12 protein-coding genes and 1 pseudogene are annotated in these 21,668 nt (G+C 68.8%); 6 read left to right on the top strand and 7 right to left on the bottom strand.

From position 1 onward, the window contains the following. Positions 1–5: 5 nt before the first annotated feature. Positions 6–1,220: an IS110 family RNA-guided transposase gene (locus GII31_RS12140; protein WP_213243249.1), complete on the bottom strand. Its 1,215-nt coding sequence runs from the start codon at positions 1,218–1,220 to the stop codon at positions 6–8. A gap of 251 nt (positions 1,221–1,471) precedes the next feature. Between GII31_RS12140 and GII31_RS12135 the strand changes: the two are divergent. Together GII31_RS12135 and GII31_RS12130 are read left to right on the top strand one after the other, a co-directional pair. Next, positions 1,472–2,236: pseudogene (locus GII31_RS12135) on the top strand (ABC transporter ATP-binding protein); the annotation flags it as partial. Between the two features lie 125 nt (positions 2,237–2,361). Next, positions 2,362–5,112, top strand: a complete 2,751-nt coding sequence (locus tag GII31_RS12130) for a fumarate reductase/succinate dehydrogenase flavoprotein subunit (RefSeq protein WP_246222304.1) — start codon at positions 2,362–2,364, stop codon at positions 5,110–5,112. Here the strand turns inward: GII31_RS12130 and GII31_RS12125 are convergent. The 5 genes from GII31_RS12125 to GII31_RS12105 all read right to left on the bottom strand — a co-directional run bounded on the left by GII31_RS12125 (position 5,109) and on the right by GII31_RS12105 (position 10,693). After that, a complete protein-coding gene (locus tag GII31_RS12125; protein ID WP_213243374.1) occupies positions 5,109–5,933 on the bottom strand; it encodes an SGNH/GDSL hydrolase family protein in 825 nt (274 codons plus the stop codon). The two genes, GII31_RS12130 and GII31_RS12125, sit on opposite strands and share 4 nt — an antisense overlap. Then, the gene (locus GII31_RS12120; protein ID WP_260839955.1) at positions 5,930–7,330 is read right to left on the bottom strand and encodes a UDP-glucose dehydrogenase family protein; all 1,401 of its coding nucleotides are present in this window, start codon (positions 7,328–7,330) and stop codon (positions 5,930–5,932) included. Before GII31_RS12120 ends, GII31_RS12125 begins: the two co-directional genes overlap by 4 nt. A 14-nt stretch (positions 7,331–7,344) precedes the next feature. Then, positions 7,345–8,463 carry a glycosyltransferase family 4 protein gene (locus GII31_RS12115; RefSeq protein WP_213243370.1) on the bottom strand — a complete coding sequence of 373 codons (1,119 nt, stop codon included), beginning with the start codon at positions 8,461–8,463 and terminating at the stop codon, positions 7,345–7,347. A gap of 95 nt (positions 8,464–8,558) precedes the next feature. Further along, the gene (locus GII31_RS12110; RefSeq protein WP_213243368.1) at positions 8,559–9,947 is read right to left on the bottom strand and encodes an NAD(P)/FAD-dependent oxidoreductase; all 1,389 of its coding nucleotides are present in this window, start codon (positions 9,945–9,947) and stop codon (positions 8,559–8,561) included. A gap of 95 nt (positions 9,948–10,042) precedes the next feature. Next, a complete protein-coding gene (locus GII31_RS12105; protein WP_213250246.1) occupies positions 10,043–10,693 on the bottom strand; it encodes a GNAT family N-acetyltransferase in 651 nt (216 codons plus the stop codon). Positions 10,694–10,837: 144 nt separating this feature from the next. Between GII31_RS12105 and GII31_RS12100 the strand changes: the two genes are divergently transcribed. Genes GII31_RS12100 through recD form a run of 4 tightly spaced genes read left to right on the top strand, consistent with a single transcriptional unit; the run spans position 10,838 to position 20,461 of the window. Then, positions 10,838–11,377 carry an acyl-CoA thioesterase gene (locus GII31_RS12100; protein WP_246221840.1) on the top strand — a complete coding sequence of 180 codons (540 nt, stop codon included), beginning with the start codon at positions 10,838–10,840 and terminating at the stop codon, positions 11,375–11,377. Beyond that, positions 11,377–15,030, top strand: a complete 3,654-nt coding sequence (gene recC / locus GII31_RS12095) for an exodeoxyribonuclease V subunit gamma (RefSeq protein WP_260840504.1) — start codon at positions 11,377–11,379, stop codon at positions 15,028–15,030. Before GII31_RS12100 ends, recC begins: the two co-directional genes overlap by 1 nt. Next, positions 15,027–18,431: a UvrD-helicase domain-containing protein gene (locus GII31_RS12090; protein WP_213243366.1), complete on the top strand. Its 3,405-nt coding sequence runs from the start codon at positions 15,027–15,029 to the stop codon at positions 18,429–18,431. The genes recC and GII31_RS12090 overlap by 4 nt, the downstream gene beginning before the upstream one ends. Further along, on the top strand, positions 18,428–20,461 hold the full coding sequence (gene recD, locus GII31_RS12085; RefSeq protein WP_213243364.1) for an exodeoxyribonuclease V subunit alpha: 2,034 nt from the start codon (positions 18,428–18,430) through the stop codon (positions 20,459–20,461). Before GII31_RS12090 ends, recD begins: the two co-directional genes overlap by 4 nt. Before the next feature lie 34 nt (positions 20,462–20,495). Here the strand turns inward: recD and GII31_RS12080 are convergent, their stop codons facing one another. Further along, positions 20,496–21,539, bottom strand: a complete 1,044-nt coding sequence (locus GII31_RS12080; protein WP_213243362.1) for a tyrosine-type recombinase/integrase — start codon at positions 21,537–21,539, stop codon at positions 20,496–20,498. Between the last annotated feature and the right edge of the window lie 129 nt (positions 21,540–21,668).

Raw genomic sequence — 21,668 nt, 5'->3', positions numbered from 1 at the left:
TGTTGTCAGGCGGCCGCGCCGTGGACGTGGGTTGCGGAATCGGTTGTGGTGTAGGGCTTCTGGTCGCGGAGCATGGCCCATTGAACGTTGAGACGACGGCGTGCGAGCGCGATGACTGCTTGCACGTGTGTCTTGCCCTCGCGGCGTTTGCGTTGGTAGTAGACCTGCGAGACGGGATCGCGGTGTACTGCAACCTGCGCGGAGAGATAACAGGAACGCAGCAGTCGGCGGCTGTAGTGCCGCGGCCGGTGCAGGTTGCCGCTGATCCGGCCGGAGTCGCGGGGAACTGGTGCCAGGCCCGCGACGCCAGCGAGGCGGTCGACGGTGCCGAAGACGGTCATGTCGCCGCCGGTGGCGGCGAGGAACTCTGCGGCCAGGATGGTCCCGAAGCCGGGCATGCTGGTCAGGATTTCGGCGTGCGGGTGGCGGCGAAATCGGTCCTCGATCAGCGCTTCGGTGTCGCTGATTTCGCTGTTGAGGGTCATCACCTCCTTGGCCAACCGAGCCACGATCTGCGCGGCGACCTGCTGACCGCGGACCGTGACGTGCTGCTGATGCGCCGCGTCCATGGCGGTCTGCGCGACCGCGGCTGCATTGCGCACCTTGCGGTTACGCAACCAGGCCTCCAGTCGTGCGTGGCCCATACGGCGAATCGAATCGGGGGTCTGGTAGCCGGTCAACAAGGTCAACCCGGCCTTGGAACTGCTGTAGTCGATGGCTCGCTCGAGCGCAGGGAAGAACTCCAGCAAGGTGGCGCGCATCCGGTTGATTGCACGGGTGCGGTCGGCGACCAGGTCTGCCCGGCGGGCGGTCAGGATCCTGAGGTCGACCGCGATGTCGTCACCCGGGCGCAGGGGTTGCAGGTCGCGGCGCATCCGCGCCTGATCGGCGATGACTGCCGCATCCTTAGCGTCGGACTTACCGTCACCTCGGTAGCCCTTCGATGCGTGGTGCACGGTCCTGCCGGGCAGATAAAGCAGCCTCTGTTGCGCGTCGATCAGCAAAGCGATCAGCAGTGCCCCGCCGCCGGCGTTGAGGTCCATCGCCCAGGTGACCTCGCCACCGGCGGCAATGTCGCCGACCGTGGCGATCAGGTCAGTCAAGGCGGGTTCGTCGTTGTCGATCCGCCGCGACAAAAGTTGCTCCCCATCGGTATCGATTACAACGCAGTGATGCGCGGTCTTACCGGCGTCGACACCGGCCCATACTTGTCTCGCCATTCGTGCCTACCTCCGGAGTCGTTGGTGAACAGTAGGAATCCCTGCAGACGACATCCCCGGCGTGTCCTTACACAGCGATCGCATCGCGTCTCTCAATCAGCGGTCGAGTCGTCGCAGGACACCGGGCGGCCATTCTCCTTCAGCTGTACCCACCAGCAACACGATGACAGCCATACCCGGAGCCCCAGGGCAACTCACAGCCTACGAAACCACAGGTCTCCGGTCACCCCATCTAGAAAGGTAAGGACACGATGACCACCGGTCCCGGCAGAGCTTCGGCATCGTCGACGGCGATGCGTATCGAACTGGACACCGTCAGCATCGGATACGGCGCGACGACCGTCATCGACAACATTGATGTGGTTGTCGAACCGGGCGAGATCGTGGTCCTGACCGGACCGTCGGGCTGTGGCAAGTCGACACTTCTGCGGGCGATCACAGGTCTGTCGCCGGTGTCCGGCGGCGACATCATCGCCGATGGCGAGGTGGTCACCGGCCCCTCCCGGGACCGGGCTATGGTGTTTCAGGATGATGCCCTGCATCCTTGGCGAACCGTCCGCAAGAACATTCTGCTGGCGCTGCGGCTGCGGGGTGTGCCGCGCGCCGAACGCCGTGCCGAGGCCGACCGCTGGATCGCCGAGATCGGTCTGACCGGATTTGCCGACTACCTGCCCAAGTCGCTGTCCGGGGGGATGCGCCAACGGGTGCAACTGGCCCGGGGACTGGCCGGCGCCCCGCGCGCGATCATGATGGACGAGCCGTTCGGCGCACTGGACGCGCAGACCCGGCACACCATGCAGACCTTGCTGATCGACACACTCGCCCGACATTCGGCGACCGTCGTGTTCGTCACCCACGATGTGGACGAGGCGCTGCTGCTGGGTGATCGGGTGATTGTTCTCGGTCGCGCCGGAGCGCCGGTGCAGGCGGTCATCGACATTCCGAATCCGCGCGCACCGCACAGCCGTTCGGTCGCGGTCACCGACGGGTTACGCCGACGGATCACCGACGCGCTCGGCCCGCCGCCGACAATCGCGGGCGGCACACGGCCACCGGGACCGACACCGGGTGCGCAGGCCACGTCTCCGGACGAGACGACACTTCACAGTCAGGGGACGAACGCATGACACAACCAGAAACCATGGCCATACCGGACATCGGAACACGCGAGCGCCGCGAATGCGACGTCCTGGTGATCGGCGGCGGTACCGCGGGCACGATGGCGGCGCTGACCGCCGCCGAGAACGGCGCGGACGTCCTGCTCCTGGAGAAAGCACATGTGCGGCATTCGGGCGCGCTCGCGATGGGGATGGACGGGGTCAACAACGCGGTGATACCGGGCAAGGCCACCCCCGAGGACTATGTCGCCGAGATCACCCGGGCCAACGACGGGATCGTCAACCAGAAGACCGTGTACCAGACGGCCACCCGCGGGTTCGCGATGATCGGACGGCTCGAGCGGTACGGGGTCAAATTCGAGAAGGACGAGTACGGCGAGTACGCGGTGCGGCGAGTCCATCGTTCCGGGTCCTATGTGCTGCCGATGCCCGAGGGCAAGGACATCAAGAAGGCTCTGTACCGAGTGCTGCGCAAACGTGATATGCGCGAAAAGATCACCATCGACAACCGCATCATGCCGGTACGGGTGCTCACCGAAGGGCGACGTGCGGTCGGCGCGGCCGCATTCAACACTCGGACCGGTGCGTTCATCGAGATCGCGGCCAAGACCGTCATCCTCGCGACCGGCCCCTGCGGACGTCTCGGTCTGCCGGCCTCGGGCTACCTGTACGGCACATACGAGAACCCGACCAACGCCGGCGACGGCTACTCCATGGCATATCACGCGGGCGCGGAGCTGAGCGGCATCGAATGCTTCCAGATCAACCCGCTCATCAAGGACTACAACGGGCCGGCGTGCGCCTATGTCGCCAATCCTTTCGGCGGCTACCAGGTCAACTCCCAAGGTGAGCGGTTCGTCGACTCGGACTACTGGTCCGGGGACATGATGTCGGAGGTGAAATCGGAGATCGAATCCGCGCGCGGCCCGATCTACCTGAAAGTCAGTCACCTGCCCGACGAAACCGTCGATGCGCTCGAATCGATTCTGCACACCACCGAACGCCCCACCCGGGGAACGTTTCACCAGAATCGCGGCCATGACTACCGAACGCATGACATAGAAATGCACATCTCCGAAATCGGTTTGTGCAGTGGACATTCAGCATCAGGGGTGTGGGTCGACGAACATGGCCGCACTACCGTGGACCGATTGTACGCGGCCGGTGACCTGGCATGTGTTCCCCACAACTACATGATCGGTGCGTTCGTCTACGGGGAGCTGACCGGTACCCACGCCAGCGGAGTGGCACGCGAGATTCCGATGCCGGACGAATTGCCGTTCGACCAGCTCGCCGAGGCACATGCGTTGATCTACCGTCCTCTGCGCAATCCCGACGGCCCGCCGCAACCCCAGGTCGAGTACAAACTGCGCCGCTTCGTCAACGACTATGTGGCACCGCCCAAGACATCGAGCAAATTGGCCATCGCCATCGAGACGTTCGAGCGGATGCGTGCGGAGATCGCCGAGATGGGCGCACGTACCCCGCACGAGCTGATGCGGTGCGCCGAGGTCACCTTCATCCGCGATTGCGCCGAGCTGGCCGCCCGCAGTTCGCTGGCCCGAACGGAGAGCCGGTGGGGCCTTTACCACGAACGCGCGGACATTCCCGAGCGCCGTGACGCGGAGTGGGGATACCACCTGAACGTCCACAAGGCCGCCGACGGTTCGATGCGGTTCCTGGGCAGGCCGGTCGAACCGTACCTGGTCGGTGTCGAAGGGCTTGACCATATTCCACCCGCGGATCGGCGTGTGATCGCCGTCGAACAACCACAGGTGGATGTGGGACCCGAACTCCGTGGGATGGACAGCCCGGTACGGCAGTCTCGGGCAGAGACCGCCGCGGCGTCGTCGGGCGCGCCGAAGGTTGTCGAGTTGCTGTCCCTACCGGAGGCCGGTTCGGTCGATGATCTGGCAACCTTCCTGCGCGATGACGATCCGACGGTGCGCCGGACGGCGGTGTCGGTGGTCACCGAGACAACCCCGGACGGGTGGGAGCGGGCACTCGTGCGGGCCTTGGGCGACGACGATTCGTCGGTGCGGCACGAGGCGATCAGAGGTCTGCGCGAGCTTGTCGAAATGGTGACATTGACGACCGGGTTCGTGGCAGAGCTGCATGCCTGCGAGGAGTCCGGTGACTCGACGGTCCGTGCGACGGCCCTCGATCTGGTGCGCGCTCTGAAGATCGGTTCGGTGAAGATGTTCGAGGCGGGACTGGGCGACGAGCATCACCGGGTGCGGATCGAGGCGACCCGTGGTCTGGTCTCGCTGGACTGCCCGCGGCCGATTGCCGCGCTCGCCGCCGACCCCAACCGTGAGGTGAGGGTGGCGGTAGCGACGGGACTGGCCACCGTCGGCACCTTCGGGATAGACGCGGTGCGCATCCTCGCGGCCGACCACGACCCGCTCGTGCGAGCCGCGGCATTCGAGGCGATGGCCGTCCTCGGCGACGGCGATACTGATGCCCCGCAGTTGCGGAAGGCGTTGGGAGACTTCGCATGGCAGGTGCGGGTGGGGGCGGCGCACGGTCTGGTGATCGGGCGTGGTGAGGCCACGGTGCGGGCGCTGGCGACGGCCCTGGATGATGTGCACGGCGACGTTCGCAAAGCGGCGGCGCTGACACTGGAGCAGTGGGCCGACGACGCCGATGTCCGGGACGTCCTCGCCTCGGCGGCCGACGACGCCGATGCCGATGTGCGTGCCGCGGTCCGGCGGTCGCTCGGCGGTCACAGTGGTCCGGTCCGGTCCGATGTTGTTGGTGCCCAACGGGTCTAGCCGCTCTGCTCGGCCATGGGCCCGATCCCGGCAGAGCTGTCCGAGCCCTCGGCCCCCAGTGCCGCCGCGATCGGCCCGACCAGCGCCTTGGCGGTACGTCGATAGCCCGCACCCGACGGATGGAACCGGTCCTCGGCGAACATCTTGTCGGGTTGGGCGGCGAAGAACGGGCCCACCACCCGGGCCAGTGGCACCGGGATCGCCCCCCGGCGTTCGGTTTCGGCGAACTGGGCGGCGGCCAATTGGCGCGATGCGATTGCCCCGAGTGTGCGCAACGGCCGGGGGACCGCGGTCAGCGCACTCAGGTCGGGACACGTTCCGACCACGACCACCGCGCCGAGTTCCTGCAGGGCCTCGATGGTCCGGCCCAGGTGCTCGATCGACGTCGACACCGGAACCCGGTGGATGACGTCGTTGCCGCCGACGACGATCACCGCGACGTCCGGACGGTATGCCGTTTCCAGGGTCGCCAACTGGCCTGCCAGCATGGTGGTCTCCGACCCCACGACCGCGACCGTGCGCAGTGCCACCGACCGACGGGTTCGTTGTGCGATCCGCCGGGCCAGATGGGCGCCGAGCGTCTCGTTCTTGTCCGTCGCGCCGAGTCCCGCGGCGATTGAGTCGCCGACCAGGAGCAGGTGCAGCCGATCGCCGTACTTCTTCTTGAAGACGCCGTCGGAGGCGTGCGGGTGCTCGCCGAACGGTTTCCCGATGGTGCGCCGGGCCGCGGCCGCCTGAGCCCTCAGCGATGCCCGTGCGGACAGCGCGGCCGCCGCGACCAGCCCGGCCGCGGCGGCGACACGCAGGTGTGTTCTGCTCACCGCCGGGCGAGGTCGTCGGACGATGTGGCGGGGACGGGGTCCTGCATCAGCCACCCGGCCACGGCGACACCCGCCGCGGGTGCGCATGCACCGCGCCCGACGCCCTGCACCGTCCAGCCGGCGGCCCGCCACCGGACCTGGTCGAGCGTGTTGCGCGCATCGACGAGGATCGGATGCCGCACCCGGCCCGCGGCCGCGGCAGGATCGATCTCACGGAACTGCGGCCACTCGGTGAGGTGGACGACGACATCGGCATCGGCCAGCGCGGCGTCGATGCTCGCCGCGAACGTGAGGTCGGGCCGCTGCGCGCGGGCATTGCGCGCACCCTCGGGGTCGAAGACCCGCAGATCGCAACCCCGGCCGAGCAACCGGCCGGCGACCGCCAGTGCGGGGGAGTCGCGGACGTCGTCGGACATGGGCTTGAAGGTGGCGCCCAGGACCGCGACGCGGTTGCCGTCCACGGCCCGCAGCCGGGCCAGGACGGCGTCGACGACCCGGGTGCGCGCCTGCTGGTTGATGTCGTCCACCTCGCCCAGCAGCCGCGCCGTGGCGGGGGCGCCCAGTTCGAGCGCCCGCGCACCGAGCGCTCGGATGTCCTTGGGTAGGCAGCCTCCGCCGAATCCGACACCCGCGTCGAGGAAGCGCCGGCCGATCCGCGTGTCGTCGCCCAGGACGTCGGCCAGCGCGACCACGTCGGCGCCCGCCAGGTCGCTCAGCTCCGCCATCGCGTTGATGAAGGAGATCTTGGTTGCCAGGAACGCGTTCGCGGCGGTCTTCGCGAGCTCCGCGGTGGGCAGGTCGGTGATGTGCAGCGGTACGCCGGAGGCCAGCGCCTCGGCGTACACCTGCCGCAACAGGGGTACGGCGGACCCGTCCCGGTGTTCGACGCCGAACACCAGGCGGTCCGGGCGCAGTGTGTCCGCGACGGCATGACCCTCGCGAAGGAATTCGGGGTTCCAGGCGACGGCCACCTCATGGCCCGCACACGTCGAACGCACCACGTCGGCGATGGCGGCGGCGGTACCGACCGGGACCGTCGATTTACCGACGATCAGGCAGTCCCGCTCGATGATGTCGCCGAGTCCGCGGGCTACGCCGAAGACCGCGGTGAGGTCGGCCGAAAGCCCGGTCCGGGACTGGGGCGTGCCCACACAGATGAAGTGGACATCACAGTCCGCGGCGGCCGACAGTCCGGTCGAGAACCGGAGGCGCCCGGAGGCCAGTCCGGCTGCGAGCATCGCCGGCAGTCCCGGTTCGCGGAAGGGGAGTTCGCCGCGTGAGAGTGCGGCGACCTTGTCGGCGCTCGTGTCGATGCCGACGACCTCGAAGCCGAGCGACGCCAGACAGGCGGCATGGGTGGCGCCGAGATAGCCGGTGCCGATAACGCTGATGCGCATGGGTAGTCCTTCTCTCAGGCGGCGGCCGCGGCCGGTCCACCGATGACAGCGGGGTAGTGCTCGTCGGTCAGCTCATCCACGACCCGCGCCCAGGAACGGCCGGCGACCGCGGCGCCGGCGGCCGACGAGAGTCGTCGCCGCCTGATCTGGTCGCGCGTCAGCGATGCGACGGCGTCCCGGAGAGCCTGGGGCGTGGTCGGGTCGAACAACAGACCGGTGTGGTCGTGGTCGACGAGGTCCAGCGGGCCGCCCGCCGCGGGTGCGACGACCGCCACGCCGCTGGCCTGCGCCTCCTGAACGGTTTGGCAGAAGGTCTCGGTGGTGCCGGTGTGGACGAAGACGTCCAGACTCGCGTACGCCGCCGCCAGTGGGGGGCCGTGCAGCATGCCGGTGAACCTCGCGCCGGGCAACACGCGTTCCAGGCTCGCCCGGGCCGGGCCGTCGCCCACGATCACCAGCGAGATGCCCGGCAGGTCGGCGATCTCCCGCAGCCGGTGAACCTCTTTCTCGTGGGCGAGCCGGCCGACGTACCCGACGATCGGGTGGGAGGGGTCGGGGCTCCAGGTGCGTCGAAGTCGATCCTCACGCCGCCCCGGCCGGAACAGTTCGCCGTCCACCCCGCGACGCCAGTAGTGCAGGTCGCCCACCCCGAGTGCGTCGAGGTGGGCGAACGACGCACCGGAGGGGACCAGGGTCCGGTCGCACCGGCGGTGCAGGCGGCCCACCCAGCGATCCACCACGGTGCCGGCGCCCACGCCGTACTGGCGTGCGAAGCCGGCGATGTCGGTCTGGAAGACGGCGACGACGGGGAGCCCCTGCCGCCGGGCGGCGGCCAGCCCGACGGCGCCGAGCGCGATGGGTGAGGCCAGATGGACGACGTCGGGACGGAACCGTGCAAGCGCACGCTCGACCTCCGGGTCGGGCAGTCCGACCCGGAAGGTTCGGTAGCGCGGCATCGCGACCGACCGCACCCGGACGACCGGGCAGCCCTCGTACGACGACGGTCCGGGCCCGGGAGCGATGACGAGCGGCTGATGCCCGGTCTCGATGAGCCGCCGGACGATCCGGGTGACTGTGTTGGTGACACCGTTCACCTGGGGCAGGAATGACTCGGTGATGATCGCGATCTTCACGCATCGAGCGTCGCGGTCATGTGTGAACGGGCGGTGTCCTCCCTCGCCGGGCGAGATGAATCCTCACCGACGGGGTGGGTGTTCGCGACCGGCGGTCAGCCTGCCTCGGACTCGGGCGTCACCTTGTCCGGTGCGGGGTCGACGGCCGCGTCGATCTCGCTGAGGTGGTCGAGCGCGGTGCGCGCGTACACCTGCTGCTCGGTGACCGCGAGCTGCGACCGGCCGCGGGTGGTGAAGGCGAAGAACCAGTTGATGAGGGTGTTGAGCCGGTTGCGGAAGCCCACCAGGTACACCAGGTGCAGCGCCAGCCAGCCGAGCCATGCGATGTAGCCTTCGGTCTCGAACTTCTTCTTGGTGCCGGGGATGGGCACCTGCATCACCGCGCTGAACCGCGAGATGGTGGCCATCGACCCCTTGTCGTAGTAGCTGAACGGCTTGCGTTGCTCGGGCGTCTGGCCGTCGGTCAGTTCGGCCTTGATGGCGTCGGCGGCGTACCGGCCCCCCTGGATCGCGCCCTGGGCGACGCCGGGAACCCCCTCGACGAACATCATGTCGCCGACGACGAATACGTCGGGGTGGCCGGGGATCGACAGGTCCGGCTGCACCTTGACGCGGCCCGCCCGGTCGAGTTCGACCCCGGACTGTTCGGACAGTTGCTTGCCCAGCGGGCTGGCCTGTACACCGGCCGACCACACCTTGCACTGCGATTCGATCCGCCGGGTCGAACCGTCCTTCTCCTTGACCACCAGACCGTCGTAGTCGAGGTCGACCACCATTGCGCCGAGCTGAATCTCCACACCCATCTTCTCCAGCCGTGCGGCGGCCTTCTTGCCCAGCTTTTCGCCGAACGGGGGGAGCACCGCCGGCGCGGCGTCGAGCAGGATCACCCGCGCCAGCGTCGGGTCGATGTTGCGGAAGGTGCCCTTGAGGGTCTTGTCGCTCATCTCGGCGATCTGCCCGGCCAGCTCCACACCGGTGGGACCAGCCCCGACGACCACGAAGGTGAGCAGACGTTCGCGTTCTTCGGGATCATCGGACAGTTCTGCCTGCTCGAACGCGCCGAGGATGCGCCCGCGTAGTTCGAGGGCGTGATCGATGGTCTTCATGCCGGGCGCGTACTTGGCGAAATAGTCGTTGCCGAAATAGGACTGGTCGGCGCCGGCGGCGATGATGAGCTTGTCGTACGGCGTCTCGGTGATGCGTTCGAGCAGCCGCGAGGTCACCGTGCGGGTGGTCAGGTCGATGGTGGTGACATCGCCCAGCACAACCCGGACGTTGCGTTGTTTGCGCAGGATGACCCTGGTGGCGGGGGCGATTTCGCCTTCGGAGACGATGCCCGTGGCCACCTGGTACAGCATCGGCTGGAACAGGTGGTGGGTGGTGCGGGCGATCAGCGTGATGTCGACGTCGGTCTTGCGCAGGCGCTGGGCAGCGAACAGTCCGCCGAATCCTGAACCGATGATGACGACGTGCGGGCGGCTCATGTGTGGACGTCTCCTGTCAGATGGTGCGTGGCGGTCGTGGTGTCACCGAGAACGGGCGCGAATGTACCAACCCGCATAATCGTCACGGTAGTCGCTCATCCGGCTCCGGTCGCGATGAAGGTGAACTCAGAGGTCGTCGCCAGGCGGTGCCGTCCACCCGGGGCACGCCGGTCGGTCACGATCCGGCGGATCGGAATGGTCGGGGCCTGCCCGAGTTCCCAGTGGACGCGGGCCAGTTCGTACTCCACCTCGGCCAGGTCGGGGTCGGCGTCGTCGGCGGGAACGGCCACCCAGGTCACGAACATCCCGAGTTTCTCCATCACCCGTCGCGATCCGATGTTGGCGGCCGTCGTGGTGGCGAAGATCCGTTCGGCCCCCATCGTGCCGAACGCCACCGCGATCAGCGCGTCGGCCGCCTCGGTGGCCAGTCCCCGGCCCCACCATCGCCGCGCCAGCCGATAGCTCAGTTCGAGTTCGGAGCGCGAACTGTGCCTGGGGTGGCGCAGCGACACCCAGCCCAGGAAACGGCCGCTCTGGCGGTGCCGGGCCACCCACAGCCCGCCGCGGGCCGAACGCAGATGCGATTGCGCACGCGGCAGCACCCAGTCGGTGATCTCGGCGCGTGCGGTGGGCAGCCCGCCGCTGACGTGGCGCATCACCTCGGGGTCGCTGTCGAGCAGCACCAGGTCGTCGATGTCCGAGGCCGAGACCGGGTGCAGGCGCATACGGGGAGTCTCGATGATCAGGGCGGTCCCTTCCGCTGATGGACTTCGAGTGATTCTACGACGTCGCGCCGCCCGTCGCGGGTGCGATCGCGTGCGGGGTGCGTCCGGCCCGATCGGGTGTACGTCGTCGCCGCCGCGTCGTACCGAGCGGTTAGGGTTTGCCGTGTGCGAGAAGACAGCCCCTCACAGGTGGACGGTACCGGTGATGCGACGGACAGCGGTGTGACAGCGGACGGCGTGCGGCCCGGTGAGGTTCTCAGCGAGCAGCTGGTGGTGATCCGGCGGGCCCCCGGTGGCGGTGTCGATGTCCCGGTGTGGCTGCGCTGGGGCGACATGGACCTGAACAACCATGTCAACAACGTGGTGATCGCGCAGATCTTCGAGGAGTCCCGGGTTCGTGCGCTGGCCACCTGGTTCGGCAGGGACGTCGGTTCCTCCCGGCCGACCACGGTGGTTGCCAGGCAGGACATCGAGTTCCGTGCACCGCTCATGTACAGCTTCGCGCCGGTCCGGGTGGTCGTCTCGGTCGGCCGGATCGGCGGCAAGTCGGTGACCCTGGGCTGCGAGCTGCGTTCGCCGCACGGCCAATTGTGTGCCGTGGCCACGACGGTGCTGGTCAGCGTCGACAGGGAGACCGGCCGGTCGTTGCCGCTGCCTGACCAGGTGCGGGCCGTCTTCGAGGCGTGGAGCGGGCCGACGACCTGATGCTGATCGTCCATCGCTCCGAACGTACCGATGTGTTGGCCGACGTTCTGGCCGAGGTCCTGTCGACGCCGCTGACGGTCGACGGCGGCGGGCGGGCCGACCCGTTCGCGCCGGAGATCGTGTGCGTACCCGCGCGCGGTGTGGAGCGCTGGCTGCAGCAGCACTTGGCGTGCCGGCTCGGAACGGGCACGCCCGGCGGCCGTGACGGGATCTCGGCGAACATCGACTTTCCGTCACCGGCCGAGCTCGCCGACCGGATTGTCGCGTCGGTGCATTCGGGTGCGCCGTTCGCCGGTGCCGGAGCGGGCCGCGCCGACAATCCCTGGCACGGCCCTCGGCTGGTGTGGCCGGTCCTGCGGGTGCTCGACGCCGGTGTCGAGCACGCCCTTTCCGAGTTCGAGGCGACGTCCCGGCACGTGGGTTCACTGCCGGCGCTGATCGCCGGCGGGATGACCGAACAGGATGCCAGGGACGAAGCCGACTACCGCAGGGGCCGCAGGTACGCCACCGCACGGCAGATCGCGGACCTGTTCGCGCAGTACGCGGCGGCCCGCCCGTCGATGCTCGCGGCGTGGGCCGCCGGCCCCGGACCCGACGGTCGCGATCTCGACGGGGCGTCGGCGCCGGTTGCCGACGGGCTCGGATGGCAGCCGGGGTTCTTCCGGGCGGTACGCGCCGAGGTCGGGGCGCCGCATCCGGCCGAGTACCTCGACGCGGTGTGCGCCCGGCTGCGCGAGGATCCGGCGGTCGGCGGTCTGCCCGACCGGCTGTCGGTGTTCGGTCCCACCCGGATCACCGAGTCGTTCCGGCTGCTGCTGGCCGCGGCCGCCGAACATCACGACGTCCACCTCTATCTGCCGCATCCGAGTCCGACGCTGTGGGCGGCCGGTCCGTCGCCGGTGCGCGCCGAGGGTGCCGCCCGCACACCCGCGCCGCCGGTGTCCCGGCAGCACTGGCGGCGTCGCATCCCGGCGCATCCGCTGTTGGCGAGCCTGGCACGCGATGCGGGGGAGTTGCAGGAACGGCTCACCGGGCTCGCCGACGAGGATCTGCACCATGACGCGTCGCCCGGAGTGCCGGGCACGGTGCTTGCCTCCTTGCAGGCGGGGCTGCGCGAGGATCGGCTGCGTCCGGGCGCGTTCGGGCACGATGTCCCAGACGGCAGTGTCCCGGACAGTAGTGTCCCGGACGGCAGTGTCCCAGACGGCAGCGTCGAGGTGCATGCCTGTCACGGGCCGCAGCGACAGGTGGAGGTGCTACGGGACCGGTTACTGCACCTGTTCTCGGCCGATCCCACCCTGCAACCGCGCGATGTGCTGATCATGTGCCCGGACGTGGAAACCTTCAGTCCGTTGATCCGCGGCGCGTTCGGCCAGACCGGACTCGACCACCCGGCCTTCTCGCTGCGCGTGCGGCTGGCTGATCGTGGTGTGCGTCAACTCAATCCGGTCCTTGAGGTGATCGCGCACGTGGTGGGGCTGGCCGCCGGGCGACTCACCGCCGGTGAGGTGCTCGACCTGGCGGCGGCCGAACCGGTACGCATCCGGTTCGGGTTCTCCGACTCGGACCTCGACTCGATCCGCGAATGGGTGGGTTGCAGCGGTGTTCGCTGGGGTCTGGGCGAGCGGGACCGGCGCCGATTCGGGATGGGCGCGTTCGGGCAGGGTACGTTCACCGCGGGCCTGGACCGGATCGCGCTCGGCGCGGTGGCCGACGAGGCCGACGGGCAGTGGTTGGGTGTGGCGTTGCCGCTCGACGCGGTCGAAAGCACGTCCATCGACCTGTTCGGCAGGTTCACCGAATTCGTCAATCGTCTGGAACATGTCTTGGTGCAGATGGATACGCCGGCCTCGCCGGCCCGCTGGGCGGCGATCCTGTCCGACGGTCTACGGTCGCTGACCGCCGCGGTTCCCGGCGAGGAATGGACCACGGCCGCGGCACTGCGCACGATCGGCCGGGTCCTGGACGATGACCGGCCCGAGCGCGTTGCGTCATCAGCGAGCGTGACCGGGACCGTCCTGCGTCTGGCCGACGTACGCGACCTGATGGCCGGCCTGCTGGTGAGCCGTGCGGGCCGCTCGAACTTCCGCACCGGTGAGCTCACCGTGTGCTCCATGGTGCCGATGCGTTCGGTGCCGCACCGGGTGATCATTCTGCTCGGCATCGACGCCGACACCTTTCCCCGCGTCACCCGGGTCGACGGTGACGATGTGTGTGGTGTGCGTCCGCTGGTCGGTGAACGCAATCCACGCGACGAGGACCGGCAGGCGTTCCTGGATGCGATCTGTGCGGCGACCGAAACACTGCACGTGTATTTCACCGGCGCCGACCCGATCACCGGCAGGCCCGTCCCGCCTGCGGTGGTGGTGACCGAACTCATCGATGCGGTCGACACCCTCACCGGAGCGACCCCGACCGGTTCCGCCACCCCGAGCGTGCTGCGTTCACACACCTTGCACGCCTTCGATGTCCGCAACTTCATCGACGGCGCGGTGGCCGGGGTCGGCGGCCCGTTCAGCCACGACACCGCACTGCTCGACGGTGCGCGGGCACTGTGGTCCGGCCCGCGGGAGCCGGCGGCACGGGTGCCCGCGCGGTGCGTGTTCCCGGTACCCGACGACGACACCGACGTGGGTGAGGGTCCTCGCGATATCGATCTGGCGGAGCTGATCGCCTTCCACACCTCACCGATCGAGGCGTTCTTCCGGCAGCGGTTGCAGATCTGGATTCCACAGGAGGAACAGGCGCACGCCGACGAGCTGGACATCGACCTGGGCGGGCTCGACGAGTGGGGCGTCGGTGACAGGCTCCTCGGCCGGATGCTCGCCGGAGTGTCGATGCTGGACTGTCAGGCTGCCGAGCTGCGACGAGGAACGCTGCCGCCCAGGATGTTCGGTTCGCGGCAGTTGCGCAGGATCGCGAATGCCGTGACGGAGGTGCACGCCGCGGTGACCCCGCTGCGCGGGCAGGCACTCGGTGCGGCGGCGGACCCCCGCACCGCCGATGTGTTGGTGCCGCTGGCCGACGGCCGCCGCATCCACGGCACCATCGCCGACGTGTACGGCGAAAGTGTGGTCTCGGCAACGTTTTCCAAACTTCGATCCAAGCAGCGGCTGGCCCTGTGGATCGGTCTGCTCGCGCTCGCCGCGACCATCCCGTCCGGCTCGGGTGCCGCGGTGCCGGTGACGTCGGCGGTGACCGTCGGCCGCAGCACACGACGCTCGGGCGGGGTCTCCCTGTGCCGGTTTCGCGTGCCGGAGAATCCGGTGGCGATTCTGGAAGAACTTGTCGCGGTGCGTGATCTGGGGATGCGCAAGATTCTTCCGGTGACCGCGGACCTGGCTGCCGAGTTCGTCGAATCCGAACATCGGTCGGGTGGCCGAGTGGCGTTGACGTCGGCCCGGCGGTCCTTCCACCACGCCTACGGTGAGGCCAACAACAGGTTTGTGCGGATGGCCTTCGGTGGTGATGTGTCGGCCGATGTCACCTTCGACGATCTGCTGGTGGATTCGATCGGCGCGAGCGGTCCGGTCGATTGGCGTGCGCTGGGCCTGGAACCGGACCTCGAACTCGGTGACTATGCCGAATCGGTGTTCTGTGCGCTGGCCCGCAGGCTCTGGAATCCGTTGCTGGCGCACGAGGTGACCGCATGAGCACCGCATCGGGAATCCGAAACCGCACCCCCGCAACAGAACCCGGTTCATTTGATATCACGGCGCCGTTGCCGGAGGGCACCACGGTGCTGGAGGCGAGTGCCGGCACGGGCAAGACGTACGCGATCGTCGGTCTCGCGGCCCGGCACGTGGCACAGGGGATGCCGATCGACCGGGTCCTGCTGGTCACGTTCAGCCGCGCGGCCAGCGCCGAGCTACGCGAACGGATGCGCGAACGCGTGCAGAGCCTGTGCGTGGCCCTGGCCGACCTGGATTCGGCGCTGCGGTCGACGGACCCGCTCGAGCGTTTCCTCGCGACCGGTGATCGGGCCGAGGTGGCGGTGCGCCGGGACAACCTGCAACGCGCCCTGTCCGATTTCGACGCGTCCACCATCGCCACCACCCACACCTTCTGCAACCGGATGCTGGAGGCACTGGGCTTTCTCGGTGAACGTGAACTGGTGTCGGCGATCGTCGAAAATGTGGACGAGATGGTCGCCGAGGCCGCCCGCGACCTGTACATGGACGGTTTCAAGGACGCGCAGGCGCCCGAATTCGAATTCGGCACGGCCGAGGCCATCGCCAGGGAAGCGCTGCGCAACCCGGCGGCGGTGCTGTCCCCGGCCGAGGACGAACTCGCCGATCCGTCGTCGCCGGAAGCCCATGCGGTGCTGCGCCGGGTCCGGTTCACCCGCAGGGTGCGGGCGATCGTCGAACGACGCAAACGTGAGGCCCGTATCCGCACCTACGACGATCTGCAGGCCATCCTGCACCGGATCGTGCGGGACAAGGAGATCGGCGAGAAGGCGCGCGCGCGGATCAGGGAGCAGTTCGGTGTGGTGCTCGTCGACGAGTTCCAGGACACCGACCCGCAACAGTGGGAGATCGTTCGGTGTTGCTTCCACGGTCATCTGCCGCTGGTCCTCGTCGGTGACCCGAAACAGTCGATCTACGGTTTCCGGGGCGCCGAGGTGCTGAGCTACCTGTCGGCGGTCGGGACGGCCGACCAGCGGTTGGCATTGGACACCAATCACCGCTCCGACGGCGATCTGGTGGCCGCGCTCGCCCGCATCTACGGCGGCGCGCAACTCGGCCACCCCGACATCGTCGCGCGGGCGGTGGCCGCCGCGCGTCCGGGCAGCCAGTTGTCGGGTGCTGTGCCGCTGCGGATCCGTGCGCTGGTCCGCCAAGACTTCACGGTGTTCGGTGCCAGCGGGTTCCCGTCGGTCGATCAGATCCGGCCGCGGGTCATCGAGGACGCCGCCGACGACATCGCCGCGCTGCTCGGTTCGCCCGTCACCGTGGGCGATGACGCCCGCCCGGTGCGGCCCGGCGACATCGCTGTGCTGGTGCGCGCCAACAAGACGGTCGAGCCACTGCGGCGGGCCCTGGCCGAGCGCGGCATCGCGGCCGTCGTCGGGTCCGGGACCAGCGTGTTCCGGACCGCGGCCGCCAGACACTGGCTGTGGGTGCTGACCGCGATCGAATCCCCGGCCCGCACCAACGCGGTGCGGCTGGCCGCGACCACCACCCTCGTCGGCTGGTCGGCCGGTGATCTCGCCGCCGCCGACGACGGGCAACTCTCCGCGCTCGCCGGGCATTGCGCCGAGTGGGGCCGGGTGTTCGCCGACGCCGGTTTCTCGGCGATGTCGGCGCGGATCGTCGAGCAGACGGGGGTGGCCGCCCGGGTGCTGGCGGGACCGTCCGGCGAACGCATCCTGACCGACCTGTTGCAGGTGGCGGCGATCTGCAACCGGCAGGTGATGGATCTGGGGTGGGGGATCAGTGAGCTCACCGAATGGCTGACCGACCGGGTCGCCGACCTCTCCTCCCACGCCCGCGGCGAGGATCAGACCCGACGTCTGGAATCGGATGCGCAGGCGGTGCAGATCATGACGGTGCATGCCAGCAAAGGCCTGCAGTTCCCGATTGTCTACCTGCCGTTCGCGTGGGACAGCCTGCACACGCCCGACGACGCGACCATCATGTACCACGACGCCGACGGCGGAAGACATCTCGATGTGGGCGGCAAGACCGCCCCGGGCCGGGCCGGGCGGTGGACACAGGCGCAGACCGAGACCGTCGCCGAGGAGTTGCGGTTGCTGTACGTGGCCGCGACACGGGCCCGTTCCCAGGTGGTGATGTGGTGGGCACCAGCGTTCGGGACACGGTCGAGTCCGTTGCACCGATTGATCTTCGGCCGCGAGGCGGCGGTCGGGGCGACCGGCGCGCGGGTGTGGTCGGTACCCGATTCGGTGGACGTCCGCGACGACAACTCGGTGGTGGCCGGGTTGCGGGCACTGGCCGACGGCTCCCTGATCTCGGTCGAACCGGCCCGCGCCGACCTCACCACCTGGACCGACCCGGCCCGCGACCAGCTCACGGGCACCCTGTCGGCGGCACGATTCACCCGTGAGATCGACCAGATCTGGCGCCGCACATCGTATTCGGCGATCACCGCCGGCGCCCATGGCGCGGCCGTCTCCCCGCTCACCGGCGGCAGCGAACCCGAGGACGACCAGATGCGCGTGCACATCGACGACGACACCGGCGAGACCGGCGATCCGGTGGCCGAACCGGCGGGGGTGGCCGGTTCGCCGACCGCGTCGCTGATGAACGGCCTGCCCTTCGGCGCGGCCTTCGGCACCGTGGTGCACGAGGCGCTCGAATACGTCGACACCTCCGCCCCCGACATGCCCGCGCATGTGCGGGAGTTGTGCGCAGAATCGGTGGGTGCGGCCGACATCGACGTCGATGTGCTCACCCGGGCCATCGTCGGTGTGCTGACCACGCCGCTCGGCTTCGGTGACCTGTGGTCGATTCCGCCGCGTGACAGGCTCTCCGAGCTCGACTTCGAGTTCCCGCTCGGCGGTGCGGACGATTCGGCCACCGGGTTCACCGTCGCCGCCGTCGCCGACCTGCTCGATGAGTACCTGCCCGCCGGCGACCTGCTGGCCGGGTACGCCGAACACCTGCGGGAACTGCCCGCCCATCGCTATCGCGGGTTCCTCACCGGCAGCATCGACTCGGTGCTGCGGCGCCCCGACGGCCGGTTCACCATCGTCGACTACAAGACCAACCGGCTGCGGCCCGGCGATCTGGTGGCCGAGGACTTCACCGCCGAGGCGATGGCCGCGGAAATGATCGCAAACCACTATCCGTTGCAGGCGCTCCTGTATTCGGTTGCACTACACAGGTTTTTGCGATGGCGGATCGCCGGGTACGATCCGCACGACTATCTGGCGCCCGCCCAATACCATTTCGTGCGCGCCATGATCGGTCCCGACACCCCGGCCGGATGCGGGGTGTTCGAGTGGGCGATACCGGTGGAACTCGTGGTGGCCCTGTCCGATCTGATCGCCGGGTCTGATTCTTACCACACCGGAAAGGTGGCGCGATGACCGTGGATATCGCCGGCCGGGACCGGTTCGCCGATGACCTGGTTCTGGGCGCGGACCCGGTTCTGGAACCGTGGAACCGGGCGGGTCTGCTGTCGGCGGCCGATCTGCACCTCGTCGACCGGCTGGGCCGGTTGTCGGGTGAGCGTCTGAGCGACACCGCCAAGGTGGGAGTGGCGCTGGCGATGCGTGCTGTCCGCCGCGGATCGACCTGCCTGGCCCTGGATCAGGTCACCGAACTGCTGGCGTCCACAGAATCGGTTGCCCAAGGATCGGTTGCCCAAGAATCGGTTGTCGACGTCCGGATTCCGTCGGGGCGTGAACTGTTCGAGGCGCTCGCGGTATGCCCACTGGTGACCGGCTCGCCGGCCGGACCGCTACGCCCCCTGGTGCTGGTCGACTCCGAGGACGGCCCACTGCTGTACCTGCACAAGTATTTTCGCCAGGAACACATCATCAGATCGGTGCTCGACGAGCGGGCCGCCCGGGTCCCCGACGTCGACCCCGACGCGGTGCGCGAGGCCGTATACGCGGCGTTCGGCAGCCCCGACGGGGACAGTCCGGACGGGGACAGTCCAGACAAGGATGCGGAGGCCGGTTCGCCGCGGGTCGACGCCCGCCAGCGACTGGCCGGGTTCGTGGCGGCGGGCCGCTGGATCACCGTCCTGGCCGGTGGTCCCGGAACCGGTAAAACCTTCACGGTCGCACGGATTCTCGCGACCCTGGAACATCTGTCGGAGCATCGGCTGCGGATCGGCTTGTGCGCCCCCACCGGGCGTGCCGCCGCACAACTCGAATCGTCCGTCGCCTCGTACCGGCGCGACACCACGCCGATCCGGGCGGTCACCGTGCACTCGCTGCTGGGGTGGCGGCCCGGCGCCAATCCCCGCTACAACCGCACCAATACGCTGCCCCACGACGTGGTGGTGGTGGACGAGACGTCGATGCTGTCGATGACGGCGATGAGTTACGTGCTCGACGCGATCCGGCCCGACGCGCGGATCATTTTCGTCGGAGACCCGCATCAGCTCGAATCCGTCGACGCCGGTGCCGTGCTCGCCGACCTCGTCGACCGGGTGGACGCGGGGGAGGCCACCACGACCGATGCCGGACGCGCACGGGTCCGCGATGCGATCGCGTCGGCCGGGATGACGATGGCCGACGATGTGGGCGATGAGCCCGACCCGGATGTCGACCCTGATTCGGTTGTCGATGATGCGGATCTGGCCAGGATCAGTGCTGGTGTCATCACGTTGCGCCGTGGGCACCGCAACAGTCCCGGCATCGCCACGCTGGCCGCCGCCATCAACGACGGCGACGCCGACCGGGTCGCCGAACTCGTCCGGTCGGGCCTGCCCGGCGTGGTGCTCATCGATCCGACCGGACTCGATCCGGTACAGACCGCCGTGACGAAGTGGGGCCTGGATCTGCAGGCCGCCGCCGAGGCCGGTGACGATGTGGCGGCGCTGGCCGCGCTCAACCGCCATCGTGTGCTGTGCGCGCACCGCGAGGGCCGCTGGGGAGTGCAGGGCTGGACCGACCAGATCACCGAGTGGACCGGTACGGCCTCGTACCTGCCGCTGACGGCGTCGACCGCCATGTCGCAGGCCGGGCGGCCGGTCCTGGTGACGGTCAACGACAAGGAAACCGACACCTCCAACGGCGACTGCGGTGTGGTGATCCGCGATGTCCGGGCAACCGTTGCGCCGGGTGATCCGGTTCCGCTCACCGTCGCTTTCGCTCGTGGCGAGTCGGGGGTGCACCGGGTGCATCCGGCGCGCCTGTCGGATGTGGTGCCCGCGTACGCGATGACCATCCACCGCAGTCAGGGCAGCCAGTACGGTGCGGTGACGGTGGTGCTGCCGCCGATCGGTTCCGAACTGCTCACCCGAGAGCTCTTGTACACGGCCATCACCCGCGCGCAGACCGAAGTCTGGATAGTGGGCACCCTCGACGTCCTCACAGCGGCAGTCGACAGGCGCGTGGCGCGCGCCAGCGGTCTGCGGTCCCGGATCCGCGCACTCGGAGACTGAGGCCGATTCCCAGGGTCTGTCGCTCCGCGACGGTTCACACGAACGGAACCGACAGGCGTTCGACCGCCGCTCGTCGTGTGGCGATCCCGCGCCGGTCGTAGCCCGCCGTCGTCGCCGGATTGCTGTGGCCGACGATTTTCGACACCGTCGACAGGTCGGCCCCGGAGTCCAGTAGATCGCCGACGAACGTGCGCCGCAGGTCATGGGGCCGCACCGCCTCCGACTCGCCGATGAACCGTCGGCGCACCGCGGCGGCCACCGCATCCACCGACAGTCGACGGCCGGTCTCGACGACCGCCACCCGGGGAACCGCCTTGCTCATCGGTGTCAGCAGGGGTCCGGCGTCGTCTCCGCGCACCGCCAGCCACGCGGTCAGCGCCCGCCGCACCCCTGGGGCCAGCGGCACCGAGCGGACCACGCCGCCCTTGCCGGTCACGACGAGCGTTTCCCGCGCCGCGTCCACGTCCGACAGATCCAGCATCACCGCCTCCCCGCGCCGCAGGCCCGCCCCGACCAGCAGTGCGATCAGCGCACTATCGCGCCTGGCCGTCGCCGACGAGTCCGCGGCCAGTGCCTCGAACGCGGCCTTGACCCGGGCCGCGTCCACATGTCCGCGTGCCTGCTTGTCCTCGTCGCGACCGATCTTCTCCGGCTGCAGTGCCGACAACGCCACCATTGCGGGACCGTGTTCCATCAACCCGGCGTCGCGGCAGCCCCGTACCACCGCACGTACCGAATCGCGCATGGCATTGCGTGTCGACGCGGAGCCCCACACCGCACCGATCGAGCGGTCCAGCGACTCGTAAACCTCCACGGGCAGCGTGGCCCAATCGGTCGACCAGACCGCGGCGGGCGAGTCCACCTGTCCTGTCGCCATCACCACGCGTGCCAACCTCTCCAGCCGCAGCCGTGCCGTCTTCTCGGACCCGCGTGCCACCGACAGCGCCACCGACCGATGCACCTCCACGGGGACCGGTGAGCGGGCGTCGTTCACCGCGGCGCGTACCAGTTCTGTCGGTACGTGTACCGGTGCGGTCGGATCGGCTTCCACGCGCCCGTTGTACGGCTCAATGTCCACGACGATAACGATACCGTGATAAGGATCATTATCGCGATACACTCCCATCCTGGCATGTGCTGGAACATATCAATATTAATACTGGTATTATTGCTCTGAACGCATGAATTCATGGCAGGTGAACGGAGA

The organism is Gordonia pseudamarae (assembly GCF_025273675.1).
Lineage (GTDB): Bacteria > Actinomycetota > Actinomycetes > Mycobacteriales > Mycobacteriaceae > Gordonia > Gordonia pseudamarae.
The sequence above is the reverse complement of the archived record's forward strand: the minus strand, read 5'-3'. Positions and strand labels throughout refer to the sequence as shown.

Excerpts from the sequence above, each read along its gene's own strand:
- GII31_RS12140 (WP_213243249.1), bottom strand. The coding sequence starts at position 1,220 with ATGGCGAGACAAGTATGGGCCGGTGTCGACGCCGGTAAGACCGCGCAT.
- GII31_RS12130 (WP_246222304.1), top strand. The coding sequence starts at position 2,362 with ATGGCCATACCGGACATCGGAACACGCGAGCGCCGCGAATGCGACGTC.
- GII31_RS12120 (WP_260839955.1), bottom strand. The coding sequence starts at position 7,330 with ATGCGCATCAGCGTTATCGGCACCGGCTATCTCGGCGCCACCCATGCC.
- GII31_RS12110 (WP_213243368.1), bottom strand. The coding sequence starts at position 9,947 with ATGAGCCGCCCGCACGTCGTCATCATCGGTTCAGGATTCGGCGGACTG.
- recC (WP_260840504.1), top strand. The coding sequence starts at position 11,377 with ATGCTGATCGTCCATCGCTCCGAACGTACCGATGTGTTGGCCGACGTT.
- GII31_RS12090 (WP_213243366.1), top strand. The coding sequence starts at position 15,027 with ATGAGCACCGCATCGGGAATCCGAAACCGCACCCCCGCAACAGAACCC.
- recD (WP_213243364.1), top strand. The coding sequence starts at position 18,428 with ATGACCGTGGATATCGCCGGCCGGGACCGGTTCGCCGATGACCTGGTT.